This window comes from Salinispirillum sp. LH 10-3-1, from assembly GCF_030643825.1.
In the GTDB taxonomy this organism is placed as follows: Bacteria; Pseudomonadota; Gammaproteobacteria; order Pseudomonadales; family Natronospirillaceae; genus Salinispirillum.
This window is the reverse complement of record NZ_CP101717.1, coordinates 2,079,503-2,103,161: the sequence shown is the minus strand read 5'-3', so window position 1 is coordinate 2,103,161 and position 23,659 is coordinate 2,079,503. Positions and strand designations below refer to the sequence as shown.

Here is a 23,659-nt window from a genome sequence, read left to right as displayed (position 1 = left end):
TTTACCGGGAACAGTCGCTATGATGGCATTAAAATGTGCCTTAACAGCCATGGTTAACAGATTAGGAGTATAGAATGAGCAGCTGGTTGGACAAACTTGTACCGTCCATTATCCGTTCCGACAGTCGCGACAAAGCGAATGTGCCAGAAGGGTTGTGGGAAAAATGTCCCAGCTGTCAATCTGTGTTATACCGTCCTGAATTGGAAAAAAATCTGAACGTTTGCCCAAAATGTGATCATCATATGATTCTTTCGGGCAATCGTCGTATCAGTACTTTCCTGGATGAAGACGGCAGGGTAGAGATCGCCTCTGATGTAGAGCCGGTTGACCGTTTGAAATTCAAAGATTCCAAAAAATACAAAGACCGCTTGTTGGCTGCTCAAAAAGCAACCGGCAATCGTGATGCTTTGGTGGTTTATAAGGGTAAGGTTGAGGGTGTGCCCGTTGTCGTGGCGGCGTTTGATTTCACATTCTTGGGCGGCTCTATGGGTTCGGTGGTCGGCGAGAAATTCGTGCGCGCGGTTAATGTCTGCTTGGAGCACAAGTTACCGTTGGTGTGTTTCCCTACATCGGGCGGCGCACGGATGCAGGAGGCCTTGTTCTCTCTGATGCAGATGGCCAAAACCTCTGCGGCCATTGAGAAAATGAAAAAAGCAGGTTTACCGTACATTTCTGTACTGGTTGACCCCTGTTACGGTGGTGTGTCGGCCAGCCTGGCGATGCTGGGTGACCTCAATATCGGAGAACCCGGTGCGCGAATCGGTTTCGCCGGCCCGCGTGTAATCGAGCAAACCGTACGTGAAAAACTGCCTGAGGGCTTTCAGCGTAGCGAGTTCCTGATGGAGCATGGTGCCTTGGATATGGTTGTCGCTCGTAAAGACTTGCGTCCGGTCATTGCCCGTCAGATTCGCAAGATGATGCACCTCGCTGCAGCCTGATCATGCCCTCGCCGCACAGCAGTCTCGCGGAATGGCTCTCTTGGTTGGAGAGCCTACATCCTTCTGAAATTGATTTGGGTCTCGACCGTCAAATGGCCGTGCAGCAGCGCATGGCTCTTGATTTTGGCGCGTGCAAGATCATTACCGTGGCCGGTACCAACGGTAAAGGCTCAACGGCAACGCTAACGGCATCTTTGCTGCAAGCACATGGTTATCGTGTTGGTCTCTATACCTCGCCTCATTTTCTCCATTTCACCGAGCGTGTAGCCGTTCAGGGTACACCGGTGACGGAAGAGGCTATGGTGCAAGCCTTGGCGGCGGTGGAAAAAGCCCGTGGTGATACCTCCCTGACCTATTTCGAATTCACCACACTGGCAGCCTTCAGGTTGTTCGCCGATGCGGCGTTGGATTACATGGTGTTGGAAGTTGGGCTCGGCGGGCGTTTGGATGCCGTCAATGCGCTGGATACCGACTGCGCTATTGTGACCTCAATCGGGCTTGATCATGTCGATTGGCTGGGTGATGACATCGCAGGTATCGCGCGTGAGAAAGCGGGGATTGCCCGACCGGGCAAGCCGTTGTTGGTGGGGCGTACCGATTGCCCGGAAGCCTTTGTTCAAGTGGCACTGATTAATGGCTGTCAGCTGACGTTCGTTGATACACAGTTGCCTAGGGAGCCCGGAGCCTGGCGTTTTGTTGGGTCGCACCAGCAGCTGGACGATTTACCATGGCCGCTCTTACCCTATCCCAGTGCCTTGTTGGCGTTGCGCGCCCTGGAATTGCTGGGTATTGCCTTGCAGCGTGAGAAGGTGACTGCGGTGTTGCAGAACACCAGTATGCCTGGCCGATTGCAGCGGCTTGCATGGCACGGCAACGAGATTTGGCTTGATGTGGCACATAATCCCCATGCAGCCGACTATGTTGTTCGTCAGTTGCAGCATGTTAGTGCACAGTGGACAATAATTTTAGGAATGCTAAAGGACAAAGACGCCAGCGGTGTAGTACAATCGCTCGCGCGTTTGGAGCCGGACTGGCACTTGGTGACTTTGACAGGTAGCCGCGGTCAGCAAGCGAAAGAACTGGCCGAGCGGACGGGTTTAATGGATGTGGTTTGTCATCATTCCGTTGCCGCTGCTTTAGACGCACTAGAGCCGAATCGTCAGCAACCTGTATTGGTTTGCGGTTCCTTTCACACCGTAGCCGATGCACTGAATCATATGCCAAACAATCAGCATGGATAATACGCAAAAAAAACGACTGGTTGGCGCTCTTGTGTTGAGTGTCTTCCTGTTACTTGCCTTGCCTGTGCTGTTTACGGGGCAGGGCCGCTTGCCTGAAGCCCGCATTACCGACATACCTCCCCCTCCAGAGCTCTCAGTCACCCGACCTATTGATGTAGATCATGATGCCCCTGTCGCCGTTGCCGAGTTGACGCAACGGGTTGATCAGCTCATTAACGCCGATCCGACACCGGAGCAACGCGCAGAGGCGCCACCACCGACGCCAGCGGCATCAGATTCCGCGCCGCGTCAGCTGGCTTACACGCAGGAAAGTACAGGCGAGATCAGCGCTTGGTCGGTACAGATGGGCAGTTTTAGGCAAGCTGATAACGCGCGTCGTTTGCTTGACGAGCTGCGCACCGCTGGCTATGAGGCTTATACCAAAGAAACCGTACTGTCCGACGGCAGCTTGTTGACTCAGGTTATGGTCGGGCCCGATCCGGATCATGATCGTGTACGGCTTAAGAAAGATATTCTGTCGGAAGAGTTTAACCTGCCGACCTTGGTGGTTCGGTTCCAGCCTTAAGGAGTAATCATGGCGGTCATCGATTGGATCATTGTTGTTATCGTCGTGGTGTCGGCCTTAGTCAGTCTTAAACGTGGATTTGTAAAAGAGTTGCTCAGCCTGCTGTCTTGGGCGGCTGCACTGATCGTGGCCAGCTTATTCAGCGAGCGGCTGGCAGGGCTGATGACTGGCATGATTGCCACCGACAGCTGGCGTCTGGCGGCAGCGTTCGCGATCTTGTTCATTGTTACTCTGATCGTCGGTGCCATGATTAACCACCTAGTAGGTGAGTTGGTGCGCATGACGGGTTTGTCCGGTCTAGATCGCACCTTAGGCATCGTATTTGGGTTATTGCGTGGATTTTTGATCGTGGTTGCTTTGTTGGCAGTCGCTAAGCTGTTTGCGCTGGATACACTCTGGCACACCTCATTATTTGTTCCCTGGATAGACCCCTTGATCAGTTGGACCGGACAGTACGTGCAAAGTGCGTCCGAAAAAGTGATTGAGCTCAGCCGATAAATCGAAAGTGAGATAGAACTATGTGCGGTATAGTAGGTATTTACGGGTACTCACCCGTCAACCAGTCTTTGTATGATGCATTGACGGTGTTGCAACACCGGGGACAGGATGCCGCAGGTATAGTCACGGAGCAGGGCGGTAAATTCTTTTTACGCAAAAGTAATGGTATGGTGCGTGATGTGTTCCGTACCCGTCATATGCAGCGTTTGGTCGGGACGCAGGGCATTGGTCATGTGCGTTATCCTACTGCTGGCTCTTCTAGCTCCTCCGAAAGCCAGCCCTTCTACGTTAACTCTCCCTACGGCATCGTGCTCGCTCACAACGGTAATTTGACCAATGCCGATGATTTGACTCCCGGTTTGTATAAGAGTGATTTGCGTCACATCAATACCACCTCTGACTCAGAAGTGCTGTTGAACGCACTCGCTCACGAGTTGCAGCAGCGTGGTAAATTGACGCCCACACCGGATGATATCTTTGCTTCTGTAGCCGGTGTAATGACGCGTTGTGAGGGTGCCTATGCGGCGGTTGCTATGATCTCCGGGCATGGCATGTTGGCGTTCCGCGATCCGCATGGCATTCGTCCGGCCGTTTATGGTCAGCGCGTGTTGGCTGATGGGCGCATTGAGTACATGATTGCTTCCGAGAGTGTGGCGCTGGATGCACAGGGATTCGAGTTGATCGCTGACATAAAACCGGGCGAAGCCGTTTACATTGACGCGGATGGCGTCCTGCATCAACACCAATGTCATGCTGTAGAGAAGTTCACGCCCTGCATTTTTGAGCACGTATATTTCGCGCGTCCTGACTCGATTATTGATGGTATTTCGGTTTATAAATCGCGTTTGCGCATGGGTGAAACCTTGGCGGGTAAAATTCAGCGGGAATGGCCTGATCATGACATTGACGTGGTAATACCCATTCCCGACACGAGCCGTACGTCGGCCCTGCAGTTGGCGCACCAGCTTGGCGTGAAATTCCGCGAAGGTTTTATTAAAAACCGCTACATCGGCCGCACCTTCATCATGCCCGGTCAGCAACAGCGCCGTAAGTCAGTGAAGCAGAAGCTCAACCCCATTTCATTGGAGTTTAAAGGCAAAAACGTATTGCTCGTTGATGACTCCATTGTGCGCGGTACCACCTGTGAGCAGATCATTGAAATGGCCCGCGATGCCGGTGCTGCGAAGGTTTATTTCGCCTCTGCCGCGCCTGCTATTCGGTTTCCCAATGTCTACGGCATCGATATGCCGGCTACCTCTGAATTGATTGCGCACGGCCGCACAGTGGAAGAAATACAACAGGAAATCGGCGCCGACAAGTTGATCTACCAAGACCTGGAGGATTTGATACTGGCTACGCGTACGCGTAAATCTTCTGTGGTAGATTTCGAGTGCTCGGTATTCAACGGCGAATACGTCACTGGTGATATTACGCCAGAATACCTGCAAGCGTTGCAGCAGCGGCGCAATGATTCGGCTAAAACGACGAAGACGGATGGTACCGACGACAGTGCTTTGATAGATTTACACAATGATGATAACGAGGAGTAGCGTTTTGCTCATTCGTTGGTGGAACGCGACGGCGCTGCTCCGGGGCAATACGTCAATATGAGGTTTTAAAGATGGATTGGTCGAAGAAAGGGCAGGCCACACAAGCCGTGCGGGCAGGACAGCGCCGTTCAGCGGAGCGTGAACATTCGGAAGCGCTCTATATGACTGCCAGCTTCCTTTTTGATTCCGCCGAGCATGCAGCAGACTGTTTTTCCGGTGAAGCAGAAGGTAACGTCTACAGTCGCTACACCAACCCAACCGTTGCCATGTTTGAAGAGCGCTTGGCCACGATGGAAGGTACCGAGGCGGCCGTTGGTGTGGCGTCCGGAATGGCGGCAATCCTGTCTGTCTGTATGGGGCTGTTGCAGTCAGGCGATCATATTGTGGCGTCCCGCAGCATCTTCGGTTCGACGACCGTCTTGTTTAATAAGTACCTAGCGAAGTTTGGCGTAGAAATTACTTATGTCTCACTGACCAACCTCGATGATTGGGCTAAGGCCATTCGTCCTAACACTCGTTTGTTCTTTGCCGAAACACCATCCAATCCACTCAATGACGTGGCGGATATTGCCGCCTTGGCTGAACTGGCCCACGGACACGACGCGTGGTTGGCTGTTGATAATTGCTTCTGCTCTCCGGCCTTGCAAAACCCGGCGGCTTTGGGCGCAGACTTGGTGGTTCATACCACAACCAAGTACATCGACGGGCAAGGTCGAGCCCTGGGTGGCGCAGTGTGTGGCCCCCGTGCTTTGATCGATGAAGTTGTCGGTTTTCTGCGTTCTGCGGGACCATCAATGAGTCCGTTTAATGCATGGATATTTCTCAAGGGCTTAGAGACGCTCAGTCTGCGCATGAAAGCGCACTGTGAGAGCGCACAGCAGTTGGCTGAATGGCTGGATGCGCATCCGGCCGTCGAGCGCGTGCACTACTGCGGCCTACCTTCCCACCCTGGCCACGAATTGGCGAAGCGACAACAACGCGGCTTTGGTGGCGTGCTGGCCTTTGTGGTGAAGGGTGGCGACAAAGGTAAAGAAAACGCATGGCACGTCATCAATGCGACCGAGTTCCTGTCCATTACGGCTAATTTAGGTGATGCTAAGAGCACCATTACGCATCCAGCAACGACCACACACGCCCGCGTGAGTGACGAAGAAAAAGCGCGGGCAGGTATTGTGCCCGGTTTGATTCGAGTGTCTGTTGGTTTGGAAGATATCAATGATATCAAGGCGGACTTGGCGCGCGGACTGGATGCCTTGATCTAAACATCAGAGAAAGCATCCAATACACTCCGGCGCCGCGTACCTTGGTTACTGATGCCCTTGAAGGAGTTTGGATTGTCTCTGTTGCAGGAAACCCTGGATGAAGTCGCTCGTGCCGTGCAAGGTAAGCCACAGCAAATTCGTCTCGCCGTGGCGACCGTCTTGGCACGTGGCCACTTATTAATCGAGGATGTGCCGGGGGTCGGAAAAACCACCCTGAGTCATGCCCTCGCCGGCGCCCTAGGCTTGAACTTTCGTCGCATCCAATTTACCTCAGATTTAGTCCCTGCCGACATTCTGGGTGGCGCGGTTTTTCGCCCTGATACGCAAACTTTCAGCGTGATCAAAGGCCCGGTATTCACCAATGTATTGTTGGCGGACGAATTGAATCGAGCCTCGCCAAAGGCCCAGTCTGCGTTGTTAGAGGCGATGGAAGAGGGGCAAGTGAGTCTCGAAGGTGAGACCTTCCCGTTGCCTCAGCCTTTTGTGGTGATTGCGACACAGAACCCCTTAGATATGGCCGGCACACAGGCCTTACCTGAATCTCAGTTAGATCGCTTTCTGGTCTCAACCAGCCTCGGCTATCCTGACCCCAAAGTTGAACGCAGTTTGCTTTCTGGTCAATCTAGCCATACCTCTTGGCGTGATGTACAGGCAGTGTTGAACCCCGAGCGTCTGCAGGTGCTGCAACAGCAAGTCAGTAATGTCCATCTCAGTGAACCACTGCTCGACTACGTACAGCGTCTTATTGATGCGACGCGCCACCATGCCGACATTACCCTCGGTCTTTCACCCCGTGCGGCACTTGGCTTGGTGCGGTGTGCGCAAGCGTGGGCGCTATTGGACGACCGTGACTACGTGCAGCCGGATGATATCCAAGCGGTGTTTGTCAGTGTGGCACGACACCGGCTGCAAACTCGGCAAGGTGACAGTGGCGAACGCTTGGCAAAGGCCATTCTTGCTGACACGCCGCTTTAACCATTATGTTTATCGCTTTCTTGCAGCAATACATCGAGACCAGCATACAACGCCGTACACCCGCCGCACGTCAGGTAAAACTGGGGCAGCGGCAGATATTCATCATGCCCAATCGTTATGGCCTGAGCTTCTTGGCGCTGGTGTTGCTGATTTTTGTGCTGGGGACGAATTATCAAAATAACCTCATGCTGGCCTTCGCATTTTGGCTAGCGGCGATCTTTGTGTTGTCGATTCTGATGACCTTCCAAAACTTGTCGGGTGTACTGCTGCGAGCGGGTGTCAGCGGACGGGATTTTGTGGGCCAGCGCATAGAGCATCACTGGAGTGTAGAGGGGCAACATACCCACTATGGAGTGCGTGTATTGAATGCGGATGAAGTGACTTTTCTGGAACGGGTAGGACCATCTTTTGTTGGCGAGGTTGTGACGGGTGTGATTTATCAGCGCCGTGGCCGCCACGCTGCGCCGCGTCTGCGCGTCGAAACACGCTTTCCCTTCGGATGGGTTACGGCTTGGACCTGGTTTCAACCTGACCAGCAAGCCATTGTCTGGCCTCTGCCGATCGATCATCAAGCTATCCCTAGTGTAGAGAGTGGGGACGGCGAGACATCAGCGCTGCAGCGGCCACCCGGTAGCGCAGATTTGGACCATTCAAGGCCCTATCAGGTAGGGGATGCGCCTCGGCGTGTCCTTTGGCGACACTATGCGCGGCGTGGCGTCATGATGGTCAAGACTGCGCCGCCTGAGGGTGTGACAACGCAAGCGTTCTCGTTACAACAGGTTGAACACTTGCCGATAGAGCGTGGCCTCGAACAACTGAGCTTTTGGATGACGGAAGCACTGACGGCAGATCAGGCGTGGTCATTACAGCTAGGCAATGAAATTATACCGTTATCTTCTGGTGTTGAGCACCTCCATAACTGCCTCTCCCGGTTGGCGATCATGGGTGAACAAGACGATGTCTGACGTCACGACGGTCAAACTCAGCACCGTGCAATGGCAGAAAGTTTTGCTGTTGTTGCAGGGTGTGCAGGTGATGCTGGCCGTGCCAGCCTTCCTGCTATTGCCATTCTGGGTAGTGGCGGTTCCCTTAGTCAGTAGTTTTTGGCAATGGGGAGTGCTGCGCGGACGCTTGCGTACCTGGTCGGTGTGGTCGAAGCTGTTGGTAATACTGGTCCTACCGGTCTTGTTGGTACTTGCTGGCTTTAGGCCTACATCTCTGGAGTTCTATATTGCAGTGGCCTACATCGGTGGCGCCTTGAAACTGTTGGAAATGAAGACCTACCGTGATGCTTTGCTCGTGGTGCTGATGGCCATTTTCTTGTTGGCTTGCTTTTTCTTATTGGATCAAGGGATGGGCTACGCGCTTTATGCCGCGCTCGGCTCCAGTGTTTGTTTGTTGGCGTTGGCGGCAATGCATGCCCCTGTGGGTTTGCGGTTGTTGGATGGGTGGCGAATGACGGCGCAAGCGTTATTGATTACAGCTCCTTTCATGGTGGCGCTGTTTTTGCTGTTTCCGCGTTTAGAGCCACTTTGGCGCATGCCTTTGTCTTCTGATGTGGCACGTACGGGCATTTCCAGTACCATGTCGCCAGGTGAGATATCACAGTTAGTACAGTCTGATGAGTTGGTTTTCCGGGCGCAGTTTGTGGGAGATATGCCGCCACCATCGGCACTGTATTGGCGCGTCATGACGCTTGATTACTACAGTGGTAGACGGTGGTATCAGTCGGCGGAGCGAGGCGACTTGCCCGGTCGCCAGAATTTGCAGTCTTCAAGTGCTTTGGTGGCGGCCCAGGACGCTGAACGGTGGACTTATGAGTTGACGCTTGCGCCAACTGGGCAACGCTGGATACCAACGCTGGAGCATCTGCTGGCAGGCTACAGTGCCAATGCTGTGCGCACGGGTGACCAGCGCTTGGTATGGCGAGAAGATTTAAAGCGTGCTGACCGTCTGACCGCGGAGGCAGCGGATGCCGTTGTGTGGCCAGACCAGTCGTCGCAACGACAAAGCGCACTGCACTTACCGGATACCGGAAACCCCAGAGTCCGTGCTCTGGCTCAAGAAATGCATCGTGCCAGCGCGGATGATCATGACTTCGCATGGCAGGTGATGCGGTTGTTTGCCGGGGAAGACTTTCGCTATACCTTGCAACCGACTGCTATGGCGGGCAATGACAGCATTGACGATTTTATTTTTACCCAACAAGCAGGGTTTTGTGCGCATTACGCTGAGGCCTTTGTTTTTATGTTGCGCGCCGCAGGCATACCAGCACGTGTTGTTGTAGGGTACTTAGGAGGACAGCGCAGCGCCGACGGAAGTTATTTACGTGTTCGCCAGCGCGAAGCGCATGCTTGGGCGGAGGTGTGGTTGGATGACGCCTGGCAGCGTTTCGATCCCACGGCCATGGTGGCACCAGATCGTATTGAATTCCAACTGGACAGTTCCGTTGCCGAAGCGGGTGCATTGCTGCGCAACAATTGGTTCAGTGAAGACCGATCGCCTTGGATACAACAACTTTATTGGCATTGGGATGGAGTGCAATACAACTGGCAACGTTGGGTACTGAATTTTTCCGATCAGGATCAAGCCGGTATCTGGCAGCGCTGGCTAACTCACCAGAGTGTGACGTCGGTAGCGGTTGTTACACTTTTTATCTTCCTGGCACTGTTTGGAAGTTGGTATATTGTTCTGCTAGTGGATAAAAATAAGTATAAGTTTGGAGTTCGTGGTCTGGAGTATCGAGCCCGCAAGTATTGTCAGCGTAGAGCACCTAATTTGCCGGATCATCAGGGGTTCAAATTATGGGTTGCGCGTCTTGAGGCGCAAGATCCCGAACTGGCTGCGGCATTGTCGTTATTTGCCGCCGCCTACCTGCCGTTAGTTTATGGTAAAAAATCAGGCGATCCCGAGCTTCAGCGTTTGGCACGATTTCATTTGCAGCATTTAGAGCGAATCACAAGACGATGACTGAGTTGCGCAACGAAAAACAAATGGTAAAAGAACTGCAGCGTCACTTCGGCCGACGTGTGATCAGTGATGCCCGCGGTTTGGTGGACCAGTGGTATGGTCTGCGCACGCAACAATGGCAGGAAGATTGGTTCACTGTATTTTGCAGTCGACTGTTGCGCTTGGAAAAATCAGCACAACGTTATGACCAACCGGATATTGCTGTGTTGGCCGCTGCGGTGCGTGGTTTGGTTAACAATTGTTCAGCCAGTCGAGCGCCGCAAAGTAATGTGATTGCCGAATTGGCCGATTATATCAGCCAATTGACACAGTTAGCGGCACGTCATAGCGATAGTAAAGTACCTGGTAAGGCGGCGTTCATTCGTCAAGACGTTTATGTGGCCATTGAGCAGCCTGAAATGGCTCAAGCCGTGGTGCAGCAGTTGCTGTCCTTTGGTATTCAAGCGGAATTGACCCCAGACCCTGAGAGTTTGCAAAAGGCGCGTGCTTACCGACGACCGTTGGCAATTCTGATTGATATGAATTTTCATGGCGTAGACGGCGGTTTCAACTTAATCCGTGAGTTACAGCACGATCAAGCGCATAAGATTCCGGTTATTTTTTATCATAAGGAAGTGCCGTCTATCATGCAGCGCCTGCAAGCCATGCGCGTCGGAGGCAAAGGCTTCATTGATAACGACCTCTCGTTGATGCGAGTGGTGGAACGTTTGGAGCGCGACGCTCACACCATCGTACCGGACCCGTATCGCGTATTGATTGTCGACGATTCGAAAACGCAGTCGATGCATGCCGGACACACATTGAATGCTGTGGGTATCATCACGCAAGCGGTGCTCGACCCCATGACGCTGTTCGAACATATCGATGAGTTCCGCCCAGATATGATTTTGATGGACATGTATATGCCGCAATGCAATGGCGTAGAGCTGGCGACCGTGCTACGCCAACAACCACAATATGATCGACTGCCCATTATATTCTTGTCCGCCGAAGAGGATGTGGCGAAGCAAATGGCCGCCTTGGCGGAAGGCGGGGATGACTTTCTGACTAAGCCGGTACGTCCTGAGATACTGGTTGCCACAGTGCAACATCGTTGCAAACGCAATCGCGCCATTCGCACCTGGATGGAACGCGACAGCCTAACGGGTTTGTATGACCACAGTCATATACTGCAACGCTTACAGGTCGAAGTACAAAAAGCCGAACGCCAAAAATCGCCGTTGTCCTTTGTCATGATCGACTTGGATAAATTCAAGACAGTGAACGACACCTATGGTCACCCAGTAGGCGATAGGGTGCTGAAAAGTCTGTCGCTCTTATTGCGGCAACGACTGCGCAAGACTGACATCATTGGGCGTTACGGTGGTGAGGAATTCGTGGTGATCATGCCCGAAACCCCGGGCACCGATGCCGCCTTGGTCATGCAGGACATGCTGCAAGCCTTTATTGAAGTGCGCCATCCCGTTGGAGAGGGCGATATCAATTGCAGTTTCAGTGTGGGTGTGGCGGAATTGCTGAGTGGTGAAGCGGTGTCCTCATTGTCGGTTCGTGCCGACGAAGCGCTTTACACGGCCAAGGAAAATGGACGATCGCGTATTGAACTGGCCAGCTAAGGGGTTGTTTAAGTCCAACCCCTGAGGCATTCCAACTCCATTTCGCCAATAGGCACTGGCAGAATGCCTCTATAGATGATAGGAGTCAGGTATGTCGACGAAGACCAGTGCAACCCCCGAAATCATCACCCCAGAGTGGGTAAAAGACGCCATCTTTTATCAGATTTTTCCCGATCGCTTTGCACGTAGTTCGCGCGCGCCCGAACTGCCGGGTATTCAATTTAAACCCTGGGGCACGCCCGCCGCTGAGCAAGGGTATCAAGGTGGCGACCTTTACGGCATAATTGATCAGCTCGACTACTTAAAAGCCCTAGGCATTAACGCCTTGTATCTCAACCCCATCTTCAGTTCTGCAAGCAACCATCGCTACCATACTTTTGATTACTTTCAGGTTGATCCCTTGTTGGGTGGTAATGAGGCCTTTACCGAGTTACTGGCTGAGGCTCATCAACGCGACATCAAGGTGGTGTTGGATGGCGTATTTAATCATGCCAGTCGTGGGTTTTGGGCGTTTCACCACATACTCGAAAATGGTCCCGACTCACCTTATGTAGACTGGTTCCACATTAAGGACTGGCCACTTAATCCTTATCCTAGGCACGGGGAGGAGGAGCTGAACTATCATGGTTGGTGGGATCTACCTGCGTTACCCAAGTTTAATACCGACAATCCCGGCGTACGGGCCTACTTGTTTGAGGTGGCTGAGTACTGGGTTCGTCAAGGCATTGATGGCTGGCGGTTGGATGTGCCACACGAGATTGAAGACGACAGCTTCTGGCGTGAGTTCCGCCAACGGGTAAAGGCTATCAACCCAGAAGCTTATATCGTGGGTGAAATTTGGGACAAGGCCGATCATTGGTTGCAAGGTGATCAATACGACGCAGTTATGAATTACCCGTTGGGCACCGCCGCATTGTCGTTTTTTGGTGCTGACTCGTTACGTCTCGACTATAAACAGAATCACTTGGACTATACCCCGGAAACCGCACCTTCCATGGCTAAGCGAGCGTCGACGGTGTTGGAGTGGTACAGCTGGCCGGTAACCCAGGTGCAACTCAATATGCTCGATAGTCACGACATGCCACGCGCCTTGTGGTTGGTCCAAGGCGATAAAACGGCTCTGATGCAGGCGTTGGCCTTTGTGTTGACCATGCCGGGCGCGCCGTGCATTTACTACGGCACCGAAGTGGGCATGACCGGCGGTAACGACCCGGATTGCCGCGAAGCCTTTCCGTGGCACCAGCCGGAAGTCATGGATGTCAGTATGAGGGAACAGGTCACTCTGCTGTGCCACGCTCGTCATCAGTGGCCCATACTTCGGCGGGGAAATGTTGCTCTATCGGCGCTCAACGATGATGTCTTGCTGGCGACACGGGTGCTGGGCGATCAGCAGGCTTGGGTAGTTTACAACCGAACTGACCAGCCACTCAGTCGTGCCTTGTTATCTGGCGTGGTTCCTGAATCCGCTGCTGAGCAGGTTTTGTTAGGTGAGCAGGCTGTTGTGCTCTATACGGCGTAGGGGTTTGTACCCGCCCATACAGAGCAACGCTACCCTCGCTTTAACGCGGCAGCTTCCTTATAATGCCTGGTCTTAAATTACACTCGTAAGCACTGCCTGTGTGGCCGTGCTTACTCAACCTGATCGGAGTAAAGAGGATCCATGGCTAAAGTTCGCACCCGCGTCGCGCCGTCACCCACCGGTGATCCCCATGTCGGTACCGCTTATATCGCGCTGTTTAATCGTGCTTTTGCGAAAAGCCAGGGCGGTGAGTTTATCTTGCGCATCGAAGACACCGATCAGCAACGCAGCACGCCAGAATCTGAACAGGCCATACTGAACGCCCTGAACTGGATGGGTTTGAGCTGGGATGAAGGTCCGGACAAAGGTGGCCCACACGGTCCGTATCGCCAAAGTGACCGGTCGGAAATCTACCGCAAATACGCCGATCAGTTGGTTGATGAAGGCCATGCCTTCCATTGCTTCTGTACGTCAGAACGCCTTGATGCGATGCGTCGCGAACAGCGTCTTAACGGTCAACCGCCGGGTTACGATGGCCGTTGTAAGGGTTTGTCCAAAGAACAAGTAGCTGAACGCCATGCGGCGGGCGAAAAGTCTGTAGTTCGCATGGACGTACCACGTGAAGGCACCTGTGAAGTACGCGACATGTTGCGTGACCCCATTGAAATCGAATGGAAACAGGTCGACATGCAGGTGTTGCTGAAGTCAGACGGCCTGCCAAGCTATCACTTGGCAAACGTGGTAGACGACCACCTCATGGAGATCACCCACGTTATCCGTGGTGAGGAGTGGATTTCTTCAACGCCGAAACACATTTTGTTGTACCAGTACTTCGGCTGGGAAGCGCCGCAGTTTTTCCACATGCCGTTGCTGCGTAACGCCGACAAGTCCAAATTGTCGAAGCGCAAGAACCCGACGTCAATCGACTACTACCGTCGCCTGGGTATCTTGCCAGAAGCCTTGCTGAACTATCTGGGTATGATGGGTTGGACCATGCCGGATGGTGAGGAGAAATTCACCCTCGACGAGATGATCAAGAACTTCGACATCAGTCGTGTGTCCTTAGGTGGTCCGGTATTCGATACCGAAAAACTAGACTGGCTGAACGGACGCTATCTGCGAGAAAGCCTGAGCGACGAAGAGTTCGCGCAGCGCCTGATGCAATGGGCTTATAACCAAGATTACATCATGCAGTTCCTGCCGCTGGTGCGTGAGCGCGTTGAGCGCTTGAGTGATGTCGCGCCCTTGGCGTCGTTTTTCTTTGCCGGCATGCCGACTATCTCGGCCTCCGACTTTGAGCACAAGAAAATCGATTCAGAGCTGACGCGTAAGATACTGCAGCTCAGCCTGTGGAAGTTGGAAACCGAGCGCCATTGGGACAAAGAGCACATCATGGCCGACGTAAAAGGCATTGGTGAGCATCTGGGCGTCAAATTGAAAGATGTATTATTCCCCTTCTTCGTGGCCATTACAGGCTCTCCACGCTCTGTATCGGTGCTGGACGCCATGGTGATTCTGGGCCCAGATATGGTTCGTGCGCGGTTACGCCATGCGTTGTCGTTGTTTGATGTCTACAGCAAGAAAGAGTTGAAGGCGTTGGAAGACGAGTTTGCGACCATCGGTCAATTTATGGACTGATCAACGTGTGAGAACTTAAAGCCTCCGTAGCCGATTGGCGCGGAGGTTTTTTTCGCCCGCATTAAAGTGCCACTGTTCGAATTCTCTGCTACCTTGTAGGTATAAGGACACTCCTCGTAGCCTCATGGTTCATTATGCCTACTGTCAATATCACCGCATTGCGTCTTGCACTGATTTATATCATCTTGGGCGTTCTGTGGATCCTATTCTCTGATCAAGCGTTGGAGCGCGTTGTTGATAGCGCAGAGGCATTGTCGCGCCTGCAAACCTATAAAGGCTGGTTTTTCGTCGTCATGACGGGCGTTTTGTTCTTCTTTTTGGCGCGCTCGGCAATACTGCGTGAGAAGGCGCTCTCTGAGCGAGATGTCTTAACCCAGTTGTTAAATCGTCACATGTTTCGTCGCGAACTGGAGAATGAATTGCGTTTGGCTGTGCAGGGAGGGGAGCACCTTGCGTTGCTGCATATTAATTTGGATGGCTTTCGGCAGATCAATAATTCAGCAGGCCATGCGGTGGGTGATGATCTCCTGCGTCGCACAGCGGATACCTTGCGTGACTTGTTTGATACGCGGGCGGTGATCGGGCGTATTGCTGGTGATGAATTTTCGGTTTCGCTGCGCGATATTGATTGGGATAGCGAATTAGTGCCCTTAATCACCGAGCTGGTCACAGCGATCAGGGCGATTCGTTTGCCTGACCATCCCGCTGTTGGTCTAAGTGCCAGTGTTGGGGTTGCTCACTTTCCGTTGGACGGTTTACACGGTAAAACGTTGATTGCGGCCGCTGCACTTGCTCTTGATGAAGCCAAGCACGCCGGGGTAGGGCAGTTTCGACTCTACAATCAAAATTACGGTGATGATGTTCATTCGCGCCTGCAACTGATGCTGGATTTTAAAACGGCCTTGGCCGACGACGCATTGAGTGTGGTTTATCAGCCACAATTCGACGCGAAAACACGACGAATTAGCGGTGTGGAGGTGCTGGTTCGTTGGGTTAGGGAGGACGGGCAAGCGGTTAGGCCTGATGTCTTTATTCCTTTGGCAGAGCAGCAGGGACTGATTGGTGAAGTCACTCAGTTCGTTTGTCGACGTGCCTCGCAAGAATTAATGAGTGCTGGTTTGCTGGGTCAATCGGTACCGCGTATGTCCTTGAACTTGTCTGCTAATGATGTCGCGGGTGACTACGCTGTCAGTCATCTCGCTGGGCTGTTCTCTAGTCATGAAGTGCATCCCGAATGGGTACAGCTGGAAATCACCGAAACCGCGGTCATGGACAATCTGGAAAACTCATTGCTGTGCTTAAATGGACTGCGCGAACTCGGGTTTCAGGTTTCCGTGGATGACTTTGGTACCGGCTATTCGTCGCTGAGCATGTTGCGCAGTCTGCCGGTGCAAGAATTGAAAATTGATCAATCCTTTATCAGCGACATTCCAGGCAGCAGTAGTGACTGTATGATTGTACGTACGATTATTGCTATGGCACATGCTTTGGGTTTGCGGGTAGTGGCCGAAGGCGTTGAAACAGAGCAGCAAGCAACGTTCTTGGTGAACCATGCTTGCAATGAATTTCAAGGGTATCTCTTTGCACGCCCGATGCCGCTGCGAGAACTTGCCGCCTTCGTCGCTCAACCTGCACTTATGGAAGCCACCGTCAACGTGTCTTGATTTCCCTCGCTGAAACCGTATAATCGCCGCTCCCGTGCTGTGCCCTTGCCATTGTTAATGGCTGAGAACACAGTGTTTTTATAATCCGGTTTTAGGGTTCGGGTATCTTAACCCCGGCAGCTAGAACGGTAGGTGATTTCAAAGCCTACCCCTGATAGGAGGACGCGATGGTAGTTATACGTTTAGCACGAGGCGGTTCTAAAAAGCGCCCATTTTACCACTTGACCGTTGCAGATAGCCGTCGTCCACGTGATGGACGTCATATCGAGCAAATTGGTTTCTTCAACCCAATCGCCCGTGGCCAGGAAGAGCGCTTGCGCATCGCCCTTGATCGCGTCGACTATTGGGTAGGTAAAGGCGCTCAGCCGACTGAGCGTGTTAGTCAACTCATAAAAGAGTTCAAAAAATCCGCATGATCTGCTGAATGCGGGGCGTAGTAAGTGATGCAACATAAACCAACAGACCTCATTACTCTGGGCAAAATTACATCGGTTTACGGTGTGCGCGGATGGGTGAAGATCTTTTCTCATACCGATCCCATGGATCAGATTCTCGATTACGAGCGCTGGTTTATTGAGCGTGATGGCGAAAAGCGTTGGGTGAATGTAGACCGGGGTAAATCCCATGGCAAAGGCATGATTGCACACATTCAAGGTGTGGATGATCGTGAGGGCGCCGAAGCCTTAGCTGGGTTCGAGATCAAAATTGAACGTGGCATGTTACCAGAGCTGGAAGACGGCGATTATTACTGGTGGCAGTTGGAAGGGCTCACTGTGGAAACAGTGGATGGGGTAAATCTGGGTCGTGTGCATCATATGATGAGCGCTGGCAAAGCCAACGACGTCATGGTGGTTCATAGCGAACGGCCAGACGACAGCCAGCAAGAGCGACTGCTTCCCTATATTTGGGATGAAGTTGTGAAGTCGATAGACCTTGACCGTGAATTGATCACGGTTGATTGGGACCCGGAGTTTTAACTGGGTTCATGAAGTGGATAGGAATAATCAGTCTTTTCCCCGAGATGTTCCGGGCCATCACCGAACACGGTGTGACCAGCAGGGCGGTTAAGAAAGAACTGATTACACTGGATTTCTGGGACCCGCGTGATTACACAACGGACCGGCATCGTACCGTAGACGACCGACCTTTTGGTGGTGGCCCCGGTATGCTGATGAAATTCCAGCCGCTGCGCGACGCCATACAGGCCGCTAAGCAGGCAGCAGGAGAAGGTGCTACTACCATCTACCTGTCACCGCAAGGGCGACCGCTGACTCAGTCAGGTGTGGAGTTATTAGCACAACGCGAGAAGCTCATATTGGTCTGTGGCCGGTATGAGGGGATCGACGAGCGGATCATTCAGTCTGAAGTAGACGAGGAGTGGTCGGTTGGAGATTTTGTGCTAAGCGGCGGTGAACTGGCAGCCATGGCCATGATTGATTCGGTGATCCGTTTGGTTCCCGGGGCTCTTGGACACGAATTGTCAGCGGTGGAAGATTCCTTTACACAGGGTTTGTTGGACTGCCCTCATTATACGCGTCCTGAAGAGATCAATGGAATTCGAGTGCCGGAAGTGTTGTTGAGCGGGAATCACGAGTTGATTCGACGCTGGCGACTCAAAGAAGCGCTCGGTAGAACTTGGTTAAAACGTCCGGACTTGTTAGAGGCCAGACCTTTAACTCCGGAAGAAACAACCTTGTTGGGTGAGTTCCAGCGTGAACACGCCGAGAACGTCACCAAGCCATAGGAGCCATTAAGATGAGCAACAAAAATTTGATCATTCAGCAGATCGAAGCTGAACAGATGAGTAAAGAAATTCCTGAGTTCGGCGCGGGTGATACCGTTGTCGTACAGGTAAAAGTAGTTGAAGGTACGCGTGAGCGTTTGCAGGCATATGAAGGCGTAGTGATTGGCAAGCGTAACCGCGGCCTGAACTCAGCGTTCACTGTGCGTAAAATTTCTCACGGTGTTGGCGTTGAACGTTCATTCCAGACTTTTAGCCCGGTTGTTGATAGCATCCAGGTTATTCGCCGCGGTGATGTGCGTAAAGCGAAGCTGTACTATCTGCGTGAGCGTTCTGGTAAGAGCGCGCGCATCAAGGAAAAGTTGGGTTAATTCATTAATCCAGTTTGACTTAAAAAGGCGACTTCGGTCGCCTTTTTTTATTTGGCAGAAAGGCAAGGGACTAGGGAGTAGGTCTTCGGCGCTCCCCGGCCTGCCGTGGAGCGCCGGAGGCACAACCCAATTCGCTGGCCGTGCGGCGGCCGCCATCTTGGATGTCCACTCAGATTGACAGCAAGCCACGAAACACGTATGTTTTCGGCTCGATTTTTTGTCTCATGCTTTGACATCAAAGCACACTCACAGTAAGAGGATTCTCTCCCTTGAAACGCGTTAATATCGGAATATGCGGTCTGGGTACTGTTGGCAGCGGTACATTCAATGTATTAACTCGCAATCAGGAGACGATTAGTCGCCGTGCGGGCCGTGATATTCAGATTACCCATATTGGAACGCGTCGCGACAATCCTGCCAGCCACACCGCTGGTTACAAGGTGTCGCGTGATATCTTTGATGTGGTACGTGACCCTGACGTGCAAATTGTAGTTGAGTTGATTGGCGGCACGACGGTCGCTAAAGACTTGGTGCTCGAAGCCATTGCCTCTGGCAAGCACGTGGTGACGGCCAACAAGGCTTTGATCGCACTGCACGGCAATGAAATCTTTCAAGCAGCAGAGGCCAAAGGCGTGACGGTGGCCTTTGAAGCCGCCGTCGCGGGCGGTATTCCTATCATCAAAGCGCTGCGCGAAGGCTTGGTGGCCAACGAAGTCGATTGGTTGGCCGGTATCATCAATGGTACGGGCAACTTCATCCTGACCGAGATGCGCGAAAAGGGCCGTAATTTTTATGATGTGCTCGCTGAAGCCCAAGAGCTGGGTTACGCCGAGGCCGACCCGACCTTCGATGTTGAAGGCATCGATGCGGCACATAAGCTGACCATTCTTGCTTCTATCGCCTACGGCGTACCCTTGCAGTTCGAGAGTGTGTTCACAGAAGGCATCACGCAGATCACCCAAGAAGACGTGCAATACGCCGAAGAGCTGGGCTACCGTATTAAGCACCTGGGCATCGCCAAGCGCGGTAAAGACGGCGTTGAAATGCGTGTACACCCAACACTAGTGCCTGAACAGCGCTTGCTGGCTAACGTCAACGGTGTACTGAACGCGATTCTGGTCCACGGAGATGCGGTAGGGCCTACCATGTACTACGGCCCGGGTGCCGGTTCTGAAGCCACCGCCAGTTCGGTCATTGCGGACATCGTTGATGTGGCGCGCGAAGTTGATTTGGCGCATCCCGTCCCGCACCTTGGGTATCACCGCTGGGCAGATGGCGTAAACGTGGTGCCGATGTCGGAAGTGGTGACCAGCTACTATCTGCGCATGCAGGTTACCGACGAAGTGGGCGTCATGGCGCGCATTGCCAATATTCTGAGTGACAATGGCATCAACATCGAAGCCATCATTCAAAAAGAGCCACAGCCCGGTGACGATACCGTGCCTTTGATCTTGTTGACACAGCGTGTGAAAGAGCAAGAAATGAACCGTGCCATTGGTCAGTTGGAAGAGCAGACGGCGGTGATTGGTCAAGTCACGCGCATTCGCGTCGAACAACTCGACGGCTAGTATGCCTCGGGCGGTATTGCTTATAATGCCGCCCCACATAATTAAAGATGCACCCATCAGATTTTAGCTAAGAGAGCTCATCGTGAAATACATCAGCACCCGTGGAAAGGCTCCGGTATTGGGGTTTGAAGAAGTACTTCTGACCGGCCTGGCCACCGATGGCGGTTTGTACGTGCCGGAAAAATTGCCCACCTATTCATTGGATGAGATTCGTAGCTGGCGCGAACTGCCTTACGATCAACTGGCCTATAAGATCATTCAGCCTTTCGTGTCCGACTTCATTGACGGTGATGAGCTGCGTGCCATGTTGAGCGATACCTACGCCGCATTTGCTCATAAAGCCGTGGTTCCCTTGCAGCAGATCGATCACAACGAATATGTGATGGAGCTGTTTCACGGGCCGACTCTGGCGTTTAAAGATTTTGCTCTGCAGTTGTTGGGGCGCCTGCTTGACCATTCGTTGCAAAAACGTGGCGAGAAAGCCGTGATTATGGGCGCGACCTCGGGTGATACCGGTTCTGCGGCCATTGAAGGCTGCCGCCGCTGCGAGAACATCGACATCTTTATTTTGCATCCGCACAACCGTGTGTCAGATGTACAGCGCCGCCAAATGACCACCGTGCTGGGCGATAACATCCACAACATCGCTATCGAAGGTAACTTCGATGATTGTCAGCGCATGGTGAAAGAGAGCTTTGCGGATCAGAGCTTCCTGCGCGGTGAGCGTCGTCTGGTCGCAGTCAATTCGATCAACTGGGCGCGCATTATGGCGCAGATCGTCTACTACTTTTATGCCGCTTTGAATCTGGGTGGCCCGGATCGCAAAATTGCTTTCTCTGTGCCCACCGGTAACTTTGGCGATATCTTTGCCGGCTATTTGGCCATGCAAATGGGTCTGCCGATCGATCAGTTGGTGATTGCTACCAACAAGAACGACGTACTGCACCGTTTGATGAGCCAAAACAAGTACGAAGCCCTGCCGTTAGAGCACACCTTGTCTCCAAGTATGGATATCGTAGTGTCGTCCAACTTCGAGCGTTTGTTGTTTGATCTGTACGATCGAAACGGCCCAGCCATTGCGGACCTAATGACCGCCATGAGCACCGGCAGTGCAACGGTTGATGCGTCGAAGCTCGATAAAGCCCGTGCGGTGTTTGACAGCGATTGCGCCAGTGACGAAGAAACCTGCGCAACCATTCGCGACGTACACGCGCAGACCGGCTACCTGCTGGACCCGCATACCGCCATTGGCGTGAAGGCGGCCCGTGCTACTCGTCGTCACACGAACGTGCCAATGGTGACCTTAGGTACGGCGCATCCGGTGAAGTTTGCCGAAGCCGTCAGTAAGTCTGGTTTGGCCTCGCCCGAGCTGCCATTGCACTTGAGCGACCTGATGCAGCGTGAAGAGCGCTACACCGTGTTAGCAAATGACCGCAAGACGGTCCATGACTTCATGGTGAATGAAGTCTTTCAGTAAGCCTGCGTAACCTAGGGAGTTTCATGCTGATGTTGATTCAGCGCTTGCGTCAGCGTGAAGCTCGCTCCAGTTTTGAGGTGAGTGCCGCCCATGGCGGCCTTTCCTTGCTCGCCCAGCGTGTGCTGTCGGTACGTGGGCTGAGCGGCCCTGCATCGACTCTGACGCTCGATAATCTGATACCTCCCGATGCGCTCAAAGGCGTACAGGCAGCTGCCGACCTGTTGTTCGAAACGCTAAAGTCTGGCCGGCGTATCCTCATCGTGGGCGACTACGATGTGGATGGGGCAACCGCCACCGCCATGATGGTGGACTGTCTGCGGCGTCACTACGGTGCTGACGTCGACTACTTTATCCCCAATCGGTTTGTCCATGGCTATGGCCTGTCGACCGCTATCGTGCGCGACATTGCCGCCCAGCCCGATGAGCTGCCTGCGTTATTGATTACCGTCGACAACGGCATTGCCAGTGCCGACGGCATCTTGGCGGCGCAAGCTCTGGGTATGCGCGTACTGGTGACCGATCATCACCTACCCGGAACACAAGCCTGTCCCGCCGATGCCGTGGTGAATCCTAACCAAGAAGAATGTGACTTTCCGAGTAAGTCCGCCTGTGGCTGCACCGTTGCGTTTTATTTGTTGACTGTGTTGCGCCGTGTCTCGGCAGACTGGGTCGCCGACCAAGGTTGGACCGCAGTGCGCATGGGTGACTATCTGGATTTGGTCGCCTTGGCCACCGTCGCCGATGTGGTGCCTTTAGACGGCAATAATCGCATTTTGGTAGAGCAGGGGTTACGCCGGGTTCGGTCAGGCTATGCACGGCCCGGTATCTTAGCCTTATTGCAAGCCGCCGGGCGGGATCACCGCCAGATCACCAGTCAGGATTTTGGTTTCGTCATCGGGCCTCGGCTGAACGCTGCCGGGCGAATGGACGATATGACCGTAGGCGTTGCCTGCTTGCTGGCGACGGATGCAGGTGAGGCGGGCGAGCTGGCGGCCATCTTGGAAGATCATAATCAGGCGCGTAAACACGTGCAGAACAAAATGGTCGAACAAGCGACGGATCAGATGCTCCAAGGTGCTGAGCACTTGGGGCAAGAAAGCGACGATCAGAGTGCGCTGGTACTGTGGGACACTGCATGGCATGAAGGCGTTGTGGGATTGGTTGCCGGACGCCTAAAAGAGCGGTGGCACAAGCCGGTTTTGGCTCTCTGCCCCGGTAGCAGTGAAGAGGTAGGTGTAGAGGTTTTTAAAGGCAGTGCGCGATCCATTCCCGGTGTGCACATTCGGGATGTGCTTGCCTGGGTCGATGCGCGCTATCCTGGCATGATCGTACGTTTCGGAGGGCATGCCATGGCGGCGGGCCTGACCGTGCACAGTGATCAATTAGACGCTTTGCGCAGCGCTCTACAAGAAGCCATGCAGGCTTTGGTCGACCCCGACGTTTTGGTGCCAGAATTGGTGGTGGACGGTGAATTGAATGCGTCCGACATGACTTTGGCACGCGCAGAGGAACTCAGCACCCTCGGGCCTTGGGGGCAGGGGTGTCCGGTGCCGTTGTTCGTCAATCGCTTTCAGGTTATCAATCATCGTTGGTTGGGTGGTAAGCATCTCAAATTGCAGGTGCAACTCGAAGCAGGCTCTGACCCCGTCGACGCCATCTGGTTTTTCTGTCCGTTACCGGCAGATACCCTACCCAGTCAGCAGATCATTCTGGCGTATGAGTTGGCGGTCAACGAATTTCGCGGCGCACGTTCTCTGCAGTTGATGGTGCGTACCGAGCTGACGCCGTCCGTTTTCGAGTCCGCTTTTTAATCTGATTTTGGGTCTCTTAGAGTGTGAGCGGCTGCTACCTGTGATGCCTCAGCGGGGGAGTCCGCAGCAGGATAGCTGCGGCCTAGGCTCCATGGACCAAAACGCCGGGAGCGTTTTGGCACGAGCGCAGCGAGCCCGAAGGGTCAGCCCTATGGATGGGGCTGATAGGGATTTACGCCGACCCCGCGGAGGCATCACAGGTAGCTGTCGCGGAGGATTCGGATTCGATAGCCCCCCGAAACTTCGGTTATTAAATGT

Annotated in this window: 20 protein-coding genes; all 20 read left to right on the top strand. The window is 53.3% G+C overall.

Annotated features, from left to right (window positions below; all coding sequences use genetic code 11):
- Nucleotides 1-74 precede the first annotated feature (74 nt).
- Nucleotides 75-938 carry an acetyl-CoA carboxylase, carboxyltransferase subunit beta gene (accD, locus tag NFC81_RS09395; RefSeq protein ID WP_304994230.1) on the top strand — a complete coding sequence of 288 codons (864 nt, stop codon included), beginning with the start codon at nucleotides 75-77 and terminating at the stop codon, nucleotides 936-938.
- A gap of 2 nt (nucleotides 939-940) precedes the next feature.
- Nucleotides 941-2,179 (top strand): bifunctional tetrahydrofolate synthase/dihydrofolate synthase, encoded by a 1,239-nt coding sequence (gene folC, locus NFC81_RS09390; protein ID WP_304994229.1) that lies wholly within the window; start codon nucleotides 941-943, stop codon nucleotides 2,177-2,179.
- Complete coding sequence (locus NFC81_RS09385; RefSeq protein WP_304994228.1) at nucleotides 2,172-2,744, top strand: SPOR domain-containing protein; 573 nt, start codon at nucleotides 2,172-2,174, stop codon at nucleotides 2,742-2,744. The genes folC and NFC81_RS09385 overlap by 8 nt, the downstream gene beginning before the upstream one ends.
- A 9-nt stretch (nucleotides 2,745-2,753) precedes the next feature.
- Complete coding sequence (locus NFC81_RS09380) at nucleotides 2,754-3,242, top strand: CvpA family protein (RefSeq protein ID WP_304994227.1); 489 nt, start codon at nucleotides 2,754-2,756, stop codon at nucleotides 3,240-3,242.
- Between the two features lie 20 nt (nucleotides 3,243-3,262).
- Entirely contained in the window at nucleotides 3,263-4,792 is a 1,530-nt protein-coding gene (purF, locus tag NFC81_RS09375) for an amidophosphoribosyltransferase (RefSeq protein ID WP_304994226.1), read from the top strand.
- A gap of 71 nt (nucleotides 4,793-4,863) precedes the next feature.
- Nucleotides 4,864-6,054, top strand: coding sequence for an O-succinylhomoserine sulfhydrylase (locus NFC81_RS09370; RefSeq protein WP_304994225.1), 1,191 nt, complete (start codon nucleotides 4,864-4,866; stop codon nucleotides 6,052-6,054).
- Between the two features lie 72 nt (nucleotides 6,055-6,126).
- Complete coding sequence (locus NFC81_RS09365) at nucleotides 6,127-7,029, top strand: MoxR family ATPase (protein ID WP_304994224.1); 903 nt, start codon at nucleotides 6,127-6,129, stop codon at nucleotides 7,027-7,029.
- Between the two features lie 5 nt (nucleotides 7,030-7,034).
- Complete coding sequence (locus tag NFC81_RS09360) at nucleotides 7,035-7,994, top strand: DUF58 domain-containing protein (RefSeq protein ID WP_304994223.1); 960 nt, start codon at nucleotides 7,035-7,037, stop codon at nucleotides 7,992-7,994.
- Nucleotides 7,987-9,999, top strand: coding sequence for a DUF3488 and transglutaminase-like domain-containing protein (locus tag NFC81_RS09355; RefSeq protein WP_304994222.1), 2,013 nt, complete (start codon nucleotides 7,987-7,989; stop codon nucleotides 9,997-9,999). The genes NFC81_RS09360 and NFC81_RS09355 overlap by 8 nt, the downstream gene beginning before the upstream one ends.
- Nucleotides 9,996-11,612 (top strand): diguanylate cyclase, encoded by a 1,617-nt coding sequence (locus NFC81_RS09350; RefSeq protein WP_304994221.1) that lies wholly within the window; start codon nucleotides 9,996-9,998, stop codon nucleotides 11,610-11,612. Before NFC81_RS09355 ends, NFC81_RS09350 begins: the two co-directional genes overlap by 4 nt.
- A 91-nt stretch (nucleotides 11,613-11,703) precedes the next feature.
- Nucleotides 11,704-13,131 (top strand): glycoside hydrolase family 13 protein, encoded by a 1,428-nt coding sequence (locus NFC81_RS09345; protein ID WP_304994220.1) that lies wholly within the window; start codon nucleotides 11,704-11,706, stop codon nucleotides 13,129-13,131.
- Nucleotides 13,132-13,272: 141 nt separating this feature from the next.
- Nucleotides 13,273-14,769, top strand: coding sequence for a glutamate--tRNA ligase (gene gltX / locus NFC81_RS09340; RefSeq protein ID WP_304994219.1), 1,497 nt, complete (start codon nucleotides 13,273-13,275; stop codon nucleotides 14,767-14,769).
- Between the two features lie 134 nt (nucleotides 14,770-14,903).
- On the top strand, nucleotides 14,904-16,433 hold the full coding sequence (locus NFC81_RS09335; RefSeq protein WP_304994218.1) for a bifunctional diguanylate cyclase/phosphodiesterase: 1,530 nt from the start codon (nucleotides 14,904-14,906) through the stop codon (nucleotides 16,431-16,433).
- Between the two features lie 167 nt (nucleotides 16,434-16,600).
- Nucleotides 16,601-16,849, top strand: coding sequence for a 30S ribosomal protein S16 (rpsP, locus tag NFC81_RS09330; protein ID WP_304994217.1), 249 nt, complete (start codon nucleotides 16,601-16,603; stop codon nucleotides 16,847-16,849).
- A 27-nt stretch (nucleotides 16,850-16,876) separates the two neighbouring features.
- Entirely contained in the window at nucleotides 16,877-17,410 is a 534-nt protein-coding gene (rimM, locus tag NFC81_RS09325) for a ribosome maturation factor RimM (RefSeq protein ID WP_304994216.1), read from the top strand.
- Nucleotides 17,411-17,418: 8 nt separating this feature from the next.
- Complete coding sequence (gene trmD, locus NFC81_RS09320; RefSeq protein ID WP_304994215.1) at nucleotides 17,419-18,177, top strand: tRNA (guanosine(37)-N1)-methyltransferase TrmD; 759 nt, start codon at nucleotides 17,419-17,421, stop codon at nucleotides 18,175-18,177.
- Between the two features lie 11 nt (nucleotides 18,178-18,188).
- Nucleotides 18,189-18,545 (top strand): 50S ribosomal protein L19, encoded by a 357-nt coding sequence (gene rplS / locus NFC81_RS09315; RefSeq protein WP_304994214.1) that lies wholly within the window; start codon nucleotides 18,189-18,191, stop codon nucleotides 18,543-18,545.
- A 269-nt stretch (nucleotides 18,546-18,814) separates the two neighbouring features.
- On the top strand, nucleotides 18,815-20,113 hold the full coding sequence (locus NFC81_RS09310) for a homoserine dehydrogenase (protein WP_304994213.1): 1,299 nt from the start codon (nucleotides 18,815-18,817) through the stop codon (nucleotides 20,111-20,113).
- Between the two features lie 82 nt (nucleotides 20,114-20,195).
- Nucleotides 20,196-21,590 (top strand): threonine synthase, encoded by a 1,395-nt coding sequence (gene thrC, locus NFC81_RS09305; protein ID WP_304994212.1) that lies wholly within the window; start codon nucleotides 20,196-20,198, stop codon nucleotides 21,588-21,590.
- A gap of 23 nt (nucleotides 21,591-21,613) precedes the next feature.
- A complete protein-coding gene (gene recJ, locus NFC81_RS09300; protein ID WP_304994211.1) occupies nucleotides 21,614-23,401 on the top strand; it encodes a single-stranded-DNA-specific exonuclease RecJ in 1,788 nt (595 codons plus the stop codon).
- Nucleotides 23,402-23,659: the final 258 nt, after the last annotated feature.